The organism is Streptomyces monomycini, assembly GCF_022271435.1.
In the GTDB taxonomy this organism is placed as follows: domain Bacteria; phylum Actinomycetota; class Actinomycetes; order Streptomycetales; family Streptomycetaceae; genus Streptomyces; species Streptomyces monomycini.
Genome location: NZ_JAFIQY010000042.1, coordinates 30018 through 42716, shown reverse-complemented (window position 1 = coordinate 42716; position 12699 = coordinate 30018). Strand labels below are relative to the sequence as shown.

Annotated in this window: 7 protein-coding genes; 6 read left to right on the top strand and 1 reads right to left on the bottom strand. The window is 73.5% G+C overall.

Features of this window, described 5'->3' with window-relative positions:
* Nucleotides 1-21 precede the first annotated feature (21 nt).
* Entirely contained in the window at nucleotides 22-2664 is a 2643-nt protein-coding gene (locus JXZ78_RS32910; RefSeq protein ID WP_030021899.1) for a bifunctional FO biosynthesis protein CofGH, read from the top strand.
* Between the two features lie 64 nt (nucleotides 2665-2728).
* Nucleotides 2729-5551 (top strand): tetratricopeptide repeat protein, encoded by a 2823-nt coding sequence (locus JXZ78_RS40890; RefSeq protein WP_050502717.1) that lies wholly within the window; start codon nucleotides 2729-2731, stop codon nucleotides 5549-5551.
* 3 nt (nucleotides 5552-5554) lie between these two features.
* Here JXZ78_RS40890 and JXZ78_RS32900 read toward each other — a convergent pair whose 3' ends face one another.
* Complete coding sequence (locus tag JXZ78_RS32900) at nucleotides 5555-5815, bottom strand: hypothetical protein (RefSeq protein ID WP_030021897.1); 261 nt, start codon at nucleotides 5813-5815, stop codon at nucleotides 5555-5557.
* A gap of 240 nt (nucleotides 5816-6055) precedes the next feature.
* On the opposite strand from JXZ78_RS32900, the gene JXZ78_RS32895 reads away from it, so the two are divergent.
* The 4 genes from JXZ78_RS32895 to JXZ78_RS32880 all read left to right on the top strand — a co-directional run bounded on the left by JXZ78_RS32895 (nucleotide 6056) and on the right by JXZ78_RS32880 (nucleotide 12641).
* Nucleotides 6056-7177, top strand: coding sequence for an ADP-ribosylglycohydrolase family protein (locus tag JXZ78_RS32895; protein WP_030021896.1), 1122 nt, complete (start codon nucleotides 6056-6058; stop codon nucleotides 7175-7177).
* 567 nt (nucleotides 7178-7744) lie between these two features.
* Nucleotides 7745-8725: an ABC transporter permease gene (locus JXZ78_RS32890; protein ID WP_030021895.1), complete on the top strand. Its 981-nt coding sequence runs from the start codon at nucleotides 7745-7747 to the stop codon at nucleotides 8723-8725.
* The gene (locus JXZ78_RS32885; RefSeq protein ID WP_238783530.1) at nucleotides 8725-9792 is read left to right on the top strand and encodes an ABC transporter permease; all 1068 of its coding nucleotides are present in this window, start codon (nucleotides 8725-8727) and stop codon (nucleotides 9790-9792) included. Before JXZ78_RS32890 ends, JXZ78_RS32885 begins: the two co-directional genes overlap by 1 nt.
* Entirely contained in the window at nucleotides 9789-12641 is a 2853-nt protein-coding gene (locus JXZ78_RS32880) for a dipeptide ABC transporter ATP-binding protein (protein ID WP_238783529.1), read from the top strand. Before JXZ78_RS32885 ends, JXZ78_RS32880 begins: the two co-directional genes overlap by 4 nt.
* Nucleotides 12642-12699 lie beyond the last annotated feature (58 nt).

Here is a 12699-nt window from a genome sequence, read left to right as displayed (position 1 = left end):
GGTCGCTCGTATGCTCGTTGGATGACTAGCAGCGCGCAGGTACCCGGGCAGGGGACGGACCGGGTGGCGGTCCCCACCGGCACGCCCTCCTCCGCCACCGCCCCCACCGCCAACGCCATGCGCCGCGCCCTCAAGCGCGCCCGTGACGGCGTCGCGCTCGACGCCGGGGAGGCCGCGGTGCTGCTCCAGGCGCGCGGCGACGACCTGCGGGACCTGTGTGCGTCCGCGGCCCGGGTGCGCGACGCCGGCCTGGCGGCCGCCGGGCGGCCCGGTGTCATCACGTACTCCAAAAGCGTGTTCATCCCGCTCACCCGTCTGTGCCGCGACAAGTGCCACTACTGCACGTTCGTCACCGTCCCCGGCAAGCTGCGCCGCGCCGGCCACGGCATGTTCATGTCCCCGGACGAGGTGCTGGACATCGCCCGCCGCGGCGCCGAACTGGGCTGTAAGGAAGCGCTGATCACGCTCGGCGACAAGCCCGAGGACCGCTGGCCCGAGGCGCGCGAGTGGCTGGAGGCCGAGGGGTACGACTCCACGATCGCGTACGTACGGTCCATCGCGATCCGCATCCTGGAGGAGACGGGGCTGCTGCCCCACCTGAACCCCGGCGTGCTGTCCTGGACGGACTTCCAGACGCTCAAGCCGGTCGCCCCGTCGATGGGCATGATGCTGGAGACCACCGCCGAGCGCCTGTGGAGCGAGCCCGGCGGCCCGCACCACGGCTCCCCGGACAAGGAGCCGGCCGTCCGGCTGCGCGTCCTGGAGGACGCCGGACGTTCCAACGTGCCGTTCACGTCCGGCCTGCTCATCGGCATCGGCGAGACGTACGAGGAGCGCGCCGAGTCGCTGTTCGCGCTCCGCAAGGTGCAGCGCGCGTACCACGGCATCCAGGAAGTCATCGTGCAGAACTTCCGCGCCAAGCCGGACACGGCCATGCGCGGCATGCCGGACGCCGAACTGGAGGACCTGGCCGCCACCGTGGCCGTCGCCCGGCACATCCTGGGCCCGGCCGGCTGCCTCCAGGCGCCGCCCAACCTCGTCGACTCCGAGTACGCGCTGCTCATCGACGCGGGCATCGACGACTGGGGCGGCGTCTCCCCGGTGACGATCGATCATGTCAACCCCGAGCTGCCCTGGCCGCGGATCGAGGAGCTGGCCGAGAAGTCCGCCGCCGCGGGCTTCGAGCTGCGCGAGCGGCTCGCCGTCTACCCGGAGTACGTCCAGCGCGGCGAGCCCTGGCTCGACCCGCGCCTGCTGCCGCACGTACGGGCCCTGGCCGACCCGGAGACCGGCCTGGCCCGCCCGGACGCGAAGGTCGAGGGCCGCCCCTGGCAGGAGCCCGACGAGGGCTTCTCGATGAGCTCCACGGGCCGTACGGACCTGCACCGCACCATCGACACGGACGGCCGCACCACCGACCGGCGCAACGACTTCGACGAGGTGTACGGCGACTGGGACGCGCTGCGCGAGGCCGCCGCCCCCGGCATGGCGCCCGAGCGCATCGACACGGACGTCCGGGCCGCCCTCGCGCAGGCCGCCGACGACCCCACCAAGCTCACCGACGCCGAGGCGCTGGCCCTGCTGCACGCCGACGGCCCGGCGCTGGACGCCCTGTGCGGCATCGCCGACGACCTGCGCCGCGCCACGGTCGGCGACGACGTCACGTACATCGTCACCCGCAACATCAACTTCACCAACGTCTGCTACACCGGCTGCCGCTTCTGCGCCTTCGCCCAGCGCCGTACGGACGCCGACGCCTACACCCTCTCCCTCTCCCAGGTCGCCGACCGCGCCCAGCAGGCCTGGGACGTCGGCGCGGTCGAGGTCTGCATGCAGGGCGGCATCCACCCCGACCTGCCCGGCACCGCGTACTTCGACATCGCGCGCGCCGTCAAGGAACGCGTCCCCGGGATGCACGTCCACGCCTTCTCGCCCATGGAGGTCGTCAACGGCGCGACGCGTACCGGCCTGTCCATCCGCGAGTGGCTGAGCGAGGCCAAGGCCGCCGGCCTGGACAGCATCCCCGGCACCGCCGCCGAGATCCTCGACGACGAGGTCCGCTGGGTGCTGACGAAGGGCAAGCTGCCCACCGCCACCTGGGTCGAGGTCGTCAAGACCGCCCACGAGCTGGGCATCCGCTCGTCCTCCACGATGATGTACGGCCATGTCGACCAGCCCCGGCACTGGCTCGGCCATCTGCGGCTGCTCGCCGAGATCCAGCAGGAGACCGGCGGCTTCACGGAGTTCGTGACGCTGCCGTTCATCCACACCAACGCGCCCGTCTACCTGGCCGGCATCGCCCGCCCCGGCCCCACCACCCGCGACAACCGCGCCGTCACGGCCATGGCCCGCGTCCTGCTGCACCCGCACATCCCCAACATCCAGACCAGCTGGGTCAAGCTCGGCACGGAAGGCGCCGCCGAGATGCTCCGCTCCGGCGCCAACGACCTCGGCGGCACCCTGATGGAGGAGACCATCTCCCGGATGGCGGGCTCCGGTTACGGCTCGTACCGCTCCATCCAGGACCTGATCGCCATCGCGGACGCCGCGGGCCGCCCGTCGCGCGCCCGCACGACGATGTACGGGCCGGTGGCGGCGGAGCGGGAGGCGGCGGCGCTGGCGTCGGACGGGCATCTGCCGGAGTTGTTGCCGGTGGTGGAGTAAGGGGGAGGCCGGGGCTACGGTGGTGCCTCGGGCCCGCCGGGGGACGCGGGCCGGGAGGTGAGCGGTGAACCGCAGGCGGCTCTCGCGCCAGGAACTGATCCGCGCCCGGAGCGAGGACGGCTTCGTCGGCCGCGACGGTGAACTGTCCGCGTTCCGGGCCAATCTCGCCCGCGACCCGGCCGATCCGGACTTCCGCTTCCTGCACCACCTGCGCGGCCAGGGAGGCGTCGGAAAGACCTCCCTGGTCCAGCGGTTCGAGCACATGGCGCGTGAGCTGGGCGCGCTGACCGTGTACGTCGACGACTCGGTGCACAGCGTCCCGGACGCGATGGCCGTGATCAGCACCCGGCTGGGCCGCCAGGGCAGCCCGCTGAAGGCATTCGACAAGCTGCTGGCCACCTACCGGGAGCGGCGGCACGAGGCGGAGGCGGCGGCGCTCGCGGGGCCGGACGAGCCGGGCGGAGAGCCGCCGCCCTCCCCCGGCAGCATGATTGTCGCCAGGGCGGGCGTGGCGGGCCTGGGCCTCATCCCGGGCGTCGGGCCCTTCGCCGGCGCGCTGGACACCACCCACGTGGCCCGCGGCGCCGAACGGCTGCGCGGCCGGCTCGGCGCCCGGCTGGGCAGCCACGACGACGTACAACTGGTCCTGTCCCCGGTCGAGGTGCTGACCCCGGTCTTCGTGAAGGAACTGGGCGACGCCGCCGACGCCGTACCCCTGCTGGTGCTCTTCTTCGACACGTACGAGGCGACCGGACCGCTCCTGGACACCTGGCTGCGCGATGTCCTCTTCAGCGACCGCTACGGGGCGCTGGCGCAGAACGTCGTGGTCGTCCTGGCCGGGCGCGACGCGCTGGACCGCATCTGCTGGGCCGACCACCTCGACCATGTCACGGACGTACCGCTGGACGCCTTCACGGAGGCGGAGGTGCGGCAGTTCCTGTCGGCCAAGGACATCACCGACCCCGGTACCGTCGACGCCATCCTGCGGCTCTCCGGCGGCCTGCCCGTACTCGTCTCCACCCTCGCCGGAAGCCGGCCCGGCGCGGCGGACGCCGTGGACGATCCCAGTGACACGGCCGTCGAACGCTTCCTGAAGTGGGAGACCGACCCGGTACGGCGGGAGGCCGCGCTGGCCGCCGCCCTGCCGTGCCACTTGGACGAGGACGTGTACCGGGAGGCGGTCGGCGCGGAGGCCGCCGGTCACTTCGGCTGGCTGTGCGCGCTGCCGTTCGTGACCGGCCGCGGCGGCCGATGGCAGTACCACGAGGTGGTCCGTACGGCGATGCTGCGCCTCCAGCGCCGCCGCTCGCCGCGCGCGTGGGCCGAGCGGCACGGGCGGCTGGCGGAGACGGCGCGGCGGTGGGGGCAGGAATGCGCGGGAGGCCGGGGCGCGGGCGGGTGCCGCAGGGACGAGCGGTGGCGGGACCTGCGGCTGGGGGAGATCTACCACGGGCTGTGCGCCGATCCGCGGGGGTTCCTGCCCGAGGCGTTGTCCGAGGTGACGGCCACCGCCGAGCACGAGCCGTCCGCCGTACGTCTGGTCGCGGAGACCGTCCGGAAGGCGGGGGAGGACGCGGACGCGTCGGAGGTGCGCGACTGGGGTACGCGGCTGACGGCGGCGCTCGACGGAGCGGACGGGCTGGTCGCGGTACTGACGGCCCTGCTGGCCCGGCCCGGCCTCGACCTGCCGGAACAGGTACGGATCCACCGCCTGCGCGGCCGCGAACACCGCAAGGCCGAGTCCTGGCAACAGGCCCTCGCCGACTTCGACCGGTGCCTGGAGCTGGCGCCGGGTGATGTGCGGGGCCTCGTGGGGCGGGGGCTGACGTACCGGTACCAGCGGGACTTCCTGAGCGCGGCCATGGACTTACTCCGCGCCCGCAACCGCGAACCCGGCATGGTGTCCGCCGCCTTCCAGTTCGCCGAGGTCATGCGCCTGATGGGGTGGCACAAGGGCGCGCTGGCCGCCTTTGACCACACGCTGGAACTGGACCCGCGGCACGCGCCGGCGCACGGCAGCCGAGCCGTCTGCCTGCGCCGCCTGGGACGGTGCGAGGAGGCCCTGGCGGGCCTGGCACGCGCCATCGAGCTGCGGCCCGGATACGCCTGGGCGATGGCCGAGCGGGGCATGGCCTACTGGGCGATGGGCCGGTACGCCGAGGCGTTCGCGGAGTTCGACCGGGCGCTGGCCCGCAATCCGGAGTACGGGTGGGCATACGGGGCCAGAGGCAGCCTCCGCCTCGTGACGGGCCGGCTCGACGCCGCCTTGGCGGACCTCGACACCGCCGTCGGCCAGGGGGCGGCGACCGAATGGACCTTCGCCCGTCGCGCCACGGCCCACCTCCTCCGGGGAGCGGAAGCCGCGGCGCTCGCCGACTGCGACCGGGCCCTCGCCGCGGACGGGGGCGGGTCACCGGCCTTCCTCCTGGCCATGAAGGCCGGCTGCCTGCGCCGCGCCCACCGGCCGGACGCGGCGCGGGAAGCCGTCGAGGCGGCCGCAGGCCTGGCACCGGACCGGCCGGTGGTCCGGTACGAGACCGCGATGCTCGCGAGCGCTGATGCGGGCTTGCAGGGCGCGGCGTCCGCCTGGGAGGCCCTGCGGACCGCGACCGAGGAGTGCCGGCCGCCGGGGGTCAGTGACCCCGCGGGCGGGGCCAGGGCCGCCGTCGTCAGCAGGTGCGCGCTCGGTGACTGGGAGGGTGCGCGGGCGTCGGCCGCCGGGCTGCTGGGTGACGGGACGGCGTGGGAGCACGTGGCCGATGTGGAGTTCGGGATACGTGACCTGACGGCGACCTGGCCGGAACGGGACGCGACGGCCGACGGTGAGCTGGAGGCGGTCCGTCAACTGCTCCTGCACCGCATGGACGCGGCGGCCGCCGGCCGCTGACCCTCACCCGTCCCCCGTCTCCGCCTCCGCCTCGTGCTGGAGGATGCACTGCTGCCACTGCGCCAGCGCCTCCGCGCGGTCGCCGCCGGTGTCCTCGGCGGCGGAGATGAGGGCGTCGGCGGCCATCGCGGCCAGCCGGACGGTGATCTGGCACACGTCGCGCTGGGAGAGCGGCCGGAGGAGTTCCACGGCGCCGTCGCTGTCACCGGCCAGGGCGCAGGCCACGGTGGCCATGGCGGTGCGGTCCCACTCGAAGTCGGGCATGAAGGAAGCCTTCCCACGGCACGCCGGTCGTATGACCTCGGTACGCAGGGGTACGACTGTGCCGATCGGCGCCGGTCGGGACGCCGATCGGGACCGTAGTGATCAAAAGCCGCCTCCGGGGTGACTGTTCGCATAGCGTTCCTTGCCCTGAGTTGACTGTTCTTGGTCGATTACAGTGCTGCGGCAGGGGGAGCGTAAGGACCCCGTAAGGGAAGCGGTGGGCCACGGGGAGGGACGAGAGTGAGTACAGCGGCAGGCGGTACGGCCATCTGGGGCCGCGCCGAACAGCAGGACTTCCGCAGCCGGGTACGCGGCTGCCTGCTGGGCGGGGCGATCGGTGACGCGCTCGGCGCCGGCATCGAGTTCAGCTCGCTGGACGCGATCCGCGATGCCCACGGCCCGGACGGCGTGACGGACTACGTACCGGCCTTCGGGCGGCGCGGTACGGTCACCGACGACACCCAGATGACGCTGTTCACCGTCGACGGGCTGATCCGGGCCCAGGTACGGCGCGACACCGGAGCCTGGCACCCGCCCACCGACGTGCACCGCGCGTATCTGCGCTGGGCCGCCACCCAGCGCGACTGGGGTCCCGACGAACGCAAGAAGGACGACGGCTGGCTGGCGCGCGAGGAGTGGCTGTACGCGCAGCGGGCGCCCGGCCGGGCCTGCCTGTCCGGGCTCGGCGACGACGTGATGGGAACGCTGGAACAGCCCAAGAACCCCGCCTCCAAGGGCTGCGGCGCGGTCATGCGGTCGGCGCCCTTCGGGCTGCTGGTCGGCTGGGAACCGCAGCTGGTCTTCCAGCTCGCCGTCGAGTGCGCCGCCCAGACGCACGGCCACCCGACCGGCTACCTCGCGGCCGGCGCCATGGCGGTGATCACCCACGCGCTGGCCCGGGGCGACGACCTGGACAGCGCCGTACAGAAGTCCCTGGCGCACCTGGCCACCCGGCCGGACCACGAGGAGACAGCCGAGGCGCTCCAGCAGGCGCTGGGCGCCGTACGGCAGGGCATGCCCACGGCCGCCCGCGTGGAGTCGCTCGGCGAGGGCTGGACGGCCGAGGAGGCGCTGGCGATCGGGGTGTACTGCGCGCTGGTCGCCGAGGACGTCCGGCACGGGCTGCTGCTGGCGGTCAACCACGGCGGCGACAGCGACTCGACCGGCGCCGTCTGCGGCAACCTCCTGGGCACCCTGCACGGCGAGACGGCGCTGCCGCCCGTGTGGCTGGCCGAGGTGGAAGGCCGCGCGACGATCCTGCAACTCGCCGACGACTTCGCCATGGAGATGACACAGGGCCCGGCCCTGCACGGGCCGGGCAACTCCGCGCCGGGGTGGCTGGAGCGGTATCCGCGGGCTTGAGGGCGCGTGCTGCATGCCCGGCTAGTGGTGGTGGGGCGGGTGCTGCATGCCTAGCTGGTGGTGGTGGGGCGGGTGCTCCATGCCTAGCTGGCGGAGGCGGGGCGGGAGCTCCGTACCCGGCTGGCGGTGACGGGACGGGCGCTTCGTGCTTTGCTCGTGGGGGTGGGACGGGCGCTTCATGCCCTGCTCGCGGGGGTGGGGCGTGAATCGCGCCTCCACCGGGGCGAATCGAACGCGCGCATCCCCCCAGCAGGGGGTTACCCAAAGGGAGGCGCGCCGGAACCACGTCGCCCGCCCGCCCCGCCCGGCTTCCCTGCCTCGCCCGCCCAGTACTGCCCCGCCCGCCCGGCTTCCCTGCCTCGCCCGCCCAGCACTGACCCGCCCGCGCGTACCACCCGTACCACCCGTACCCCTGCGAACTCGACGCCGCCTCACCCCCGTTCGCATTGTCCCGCTTTGGGGGAGCCTCGGTCGACAAACCGGCCCCGCGCATGCGAGAACAGCCCAGAGAACAGCCCGGGGCCCGCAGTCGGCCCGTGCCGTAGCCGTACGAGGGGGAGAGACGTCATGGGCCGCTACCTGCTGCGCAGGATGGCCGGTTACCTCGTCCTGGTGGCCGTGGCGGCGTCCCTGACGTACTTCCTCGCCGGGCTGAGCCTGAACCCGCGCGCCCGGTTCGAGAACCGCAACCCGCCGCTGCCCGAGGCGGCCGTCACCCGCACCCTCGACGACGTCAACATGAACCCGGACACCCCGGTGACGACCCGCTTCGCGCGCTGGGCCGGTGACGTCGTCCACGGCGACCTCGGCCGGACCCTCTCCGGCGACTCGCTCAACGACGACTTCGGCCGCCGGGTCGGCGTCAGCACCCGGCTGCTGCTCCTGGCCACCTTCGCCGGCTCGGCCCTCGGCGTCGCCGTCGGCGCGTACGGCGCGATCCGCCAGTACCGGTTCTTCGACCGGTTCTCCACCCTGGCCTCGTTCTTCGTGCTGGCCATGCCGGTGTTCGTGGTCGGCGTCGCCCTGAAGATCGGCGCCACCGCCCTCAACGACGGTACGCAGACGATCAAGGTCCTCGGCGAGTACGACGCCCAGTACGCCGGCCGGTGGGACCCTGCCGCCCTGGTCAACCGCGCCCAGCACATGCTGCTGCCCGCCCTGACCCTCATCATCGTGCAGGTCGCCCTCTACAGCCGCTACCAGCGCAACACCATGCTCGACGTGCTCGGCGCCGACTTCCTGCGCACCGCGCGCGCCAAGGGACTGCGCCGCCGCACCGCCCTGTTACGGCACGGGCTGCGCACGGCCGTCCTGCCGGTCGTCCCTCTGCTCGTCTACAACATCGTGCTGCTCTTCGCCGGTGCCACCTTCGTGGAGAAAACCTTCGGCTGGCACGGCATGGGCGAACTGCTGGTCGACTCGGTCGCCGGTCAGGACGTCAACGCAGTCGCCGCGGTGGGTGTGTTCACCGCAGTACTGGTGCTGGCGGCGGGGCTGCTGTCGGACCTCTTGTACGCGGCACTGGACCCGCGCGTAAGGGTGCGGTGATGCGCCCCGCAGCCGGCGGCCGGGGGCCGTGGCCCGGCCGTACGTCATGGTCCGGTCGCCCGCCGCGTGCCGGTCGCCCGCCGCGTGCCGGTCGCCCGCCACGTGACGGCCGTACGCCGCGTGACCGCCACCCCTCGCCGCCCGGCCGTCCGCCACATGACCACCACCCCTCCCGAACCCGCCTCACCGCACGCCGCTTCGCGCGCAACCGGCTCGCGACAGCCGGACTGGCCCTGCTCGTCCTGCTCTTCCTCGCCGCGTACGTCGGCCCGCTGCTGAGCCCCTGGGACCACCGCACCCACGACTTCCTCAACTTCCTCTCCGGGCCGTCCGCCGAACACTGGTGGGGCACCACCCAGAGCGGCCTGGACCTCTACGCGCTCACCCTGCGCGGACTCCAGAAGTCCCTGGTCATCGGCATCCTCGTGGGAGTGGTCTCCACCTTCCTGTCAGCCGTGGTGGGCGCCTTCGCCGGGTACTTCGGCGGCTGGACCGACCGCGTCCTGACGGGCGCCGTCGACCTGCTGCTGGTGATGCCCGCGTTCCTGGTCGTCGCCGTCCTGTCGCCGCTCGTCCGCGGCTCCGGCTGGCCGGTCTTCGTCGTCCTGCTGGCCGCCTTCAGCTGGATGATCACCGGGCGGGTGGTGCGCAGTGTGACGCTCACGCTCAAGGAACGCGAGTACGTCAAGGCGGCCCGCTACATGGGTGTACCGGGGCCGGTGATCGTCTTCCGGCACATCCTGCCCAACATGGCCTCCCTGCTGATCATCGACGCGGTCATCCAGGCCGGGGCCGCGGTCATCGGGGAGAGCGGACTGTCGTACTTCGGGTTCGGGGTGCAGCCGCCGGACGTGTCGCTCGGCACGGTCATCGCCGACAACACCAACATGGCCGCGAGCTACCCGTGGCTGTTCTTCTTCCCCGCCGGGTGCCTGGTGCTCATCGGTGTCTCCCTCGCCTTCGTCGGCGACGGGCTACGGGACGCGCTGGACCCCGATGCGGCGGGGGCGCAGGCGCGCGCGAAGGGGCGCGGGAAGCGCGCCGCTGAGGAAGGCCGTCGCCGGTGACCGAACAACCCCACACCGGCCCGGAGGCGGCAGCCACCCGCCCCGCCCTCCAGGTGACGGACCTGCACGTCACCTTCCCCGGCGAGCACGGTCCCGTACACGCCGTACGCGGTCTGAGCTACGCCGTACGGCCCGGCGAGGTGCTCGGCATCGTCGGGGAGTCCGGCTCGGGCAAGTCCGCCGCCGCCCAGGCCGTCCTTGGACTGCTGCCGGACGGCACCGCCGTACGGGGCTCCGTCGAACTGGACGGACAGGAACTGCTCGGACTCGGCGACGCCGCGCTGTCCAGGGTCCGCGGCAACGGCATCAGCATGGTCTTCCAGGACCCGCTGTCCGCCCTCACGCCCGTCTACAGCATCGGCAGCCAGCTCGTCGAAGCGCTCCGCGTCCATCAGGACCTGAGCCGCAAGGCCGCACGGGCCCGCGCCGTCGAGCTCCTCGCCCTCGTCGGCATCCCCGACCCGCGGCGCCGCGCCGACGCCTTCCCGCACGAGTTCTCCGGCGGGATGCGGCAGCGCGCGGTGATCGCCATGGCCATCGCCAACGATCCGCGGGTCATCGTCGCGGACGAGCCGACCACCGCCCTGGACGTCACCGTCCAGGCGCAGATCCTGGACGTCCTGCGGACCGCCAGGGAGGTGACCGGCGCCGCGGTCGTCCTGATCACCCACGACCTGGGGGTGGTCGCGGGGTTCGCCGACCGGGTGCAGGTCATGTACGCGGGCCGGCCCGTGGAGGCCGGTACGGTCGACGAGATCTACTACCGGCCCAGAATGCCGTACACCATCGGCCTGTTGGGCGCGACGCCCCGCCTGGACGGGCCCACCGGCGTGCCGCTGACCCCCGTGCACGGCACCCCGCCGTCCCTGACGGCACTGCCGCCTGGCTGCCCGTTCGCACCGCGCTGCCCGGTCGCCGTTCCCCTGTGCCATGAGACGGAACCTGCCCCGGCGCAGGCCGTACCCAGGGAGGCCACGGTCCCCACAGCAGGCACGGCCACCACAGCCGTCACGAACGCTTCCCCGGTCGCCTCAGCCACCCCGGACACCTCGACCACCCCAACCCTTCCGGACACTCCAGCCACCCAAGTCCCCCCGACCACCACGGCCCCCGCCCACGCCGCCGCCTGCCACCGCAGCGAGGAGATCGCCTCGGGAGCGTTGCCGCGGGCGGGGCTCTTCGCGGGGGTCGGGGGGACGCCTTCGGACGGGGGCGGGACGCCCGCGGGCTTCCGCGGAACGGGCGCGGGCGGTACGGGCAGTACGGGCACGGGTGGTACGGGCAGTACGTGCACGGGTGGTACGGGCCCCCGCAGTACAGACACGGGCGGCACGGACACGGACGGTACCGGCGGTACGGATACGGGCGGCACGGACACGGACGGTACCGGCGGTACAGACACGGGCGCCACGGCCACGGACGGTACCGGCGGTACGGATACGGGCAGCACGGCCACGGACGGTACCTGCGGTACGGCCACGGATGGCACGGACCCCCGTCGGACCGGAACGGGCACGAACGGCACGGGCACGAACGGCACGGCCACGGACGGTACCGGCGATACGGCCACGGACGGCACGGACCCCCGTCGGACCGGAACAGGCAGCACCGACGCGGCCCCCGCCGGGACGCCCGCAGCACTACCCCCCACGGATCGCGCGCCTACCGGGGCGAATCGAACGCCCCAGGCCCCCCAGCAGGGGGTTACCCAGGGGCGGCAGCCCGGAACCGCGCACCCCGCTCCCGCACCCCCGCCCGCTCCCGCACCCCCGCCCGCTCCCGCGCCCCCGCCCGCTCCCACACCTCCCGCCGCCCCACCCTCCCCCCACCCCGCCATCCTGGAACTCGAAGGCCTCGTCAAACACTTCCCGCTCACTCGAGGCACCTTCGTCAAGCGCACGATCGGCACCGTGCGGGCCGTGGACGGCATCAGTCTCGTCGTACGGGAGGGGGAGACGCTCGCCCTGGTCGGCGAGTCGGGCTGCGGCAAGACCACCACCCTGATGGAGATCATGGACCTGGCGGCCGGGCAGGCGGGCACCGTCCGGCTCTTCGGCCGGGACGTACGCGACCTGGACCGCGCCGCGCGCCGCGCCCTGCGCCGTGACCTCCAGATCGTCTTCCAGGACCCGACGGCCGCACTGGACCCCCGGATGCCGGCCGGCGACATCCTCGCCGAGCCGCTGCGCACGCACCGCTGGCCCAAGGACCGGATCGCCGCCCGGGTCCCCGAGCTGCTGGAGACGGTCGGCCTGGCGGCCGCGGACGCGGGACGCTACCCGCGCGAGTTCAGCGGCGGCCAGCGTCAGCGCATCGCCGTAGCGCGCGCCCTGGCGCTGGAACCGCGGCTGCTGGTGCTGGACGAGCCGGTCTCCGCGCTCGACGTGTCCGTGCAGGCCGGTGTGCTCAACCTGCTGGACGAGCTGAAGACCCGGCTCGGCCTGAGCTACCTGCTCGTCGCCCACGACCTGTCCGTCGTCCGGCACAGCGCCGACCGGGTCGCGGTCATGTACCTGGGCCGCATCGTGGAGACGGGCGGCACCGCGGACGTGTTCGCGGCGCCGGCGCACCCGTACACCCGGGCCCTGCTGTCGGCCGTACCGCTGCCCGATCCGCGCAAGGAGCGGGCCAGGACCCGGATCCTGCTGGGCGGCGACCTGCCGAGCCCGGCGGACGTGCCGTCCGGCTGCCGGTTCCGAGGCCGCTGTCCGCTGTACGCGACGCTCGGCGCACCGGAGCAGCGGCGCTGCGCGCAGCAGGACCCGCCGTCGCGGCCCGTCGCCCCGGGCCACGAGTCGGCCTGCCACCACGCGGCGTACGGGCCGGACACACCCGCCGCAGGAGGCTGAAGAACACCTCCCGCACCACGCCCTCCCTGTGTTTTCGTCAGTCCAGTCGAGAAAGGGA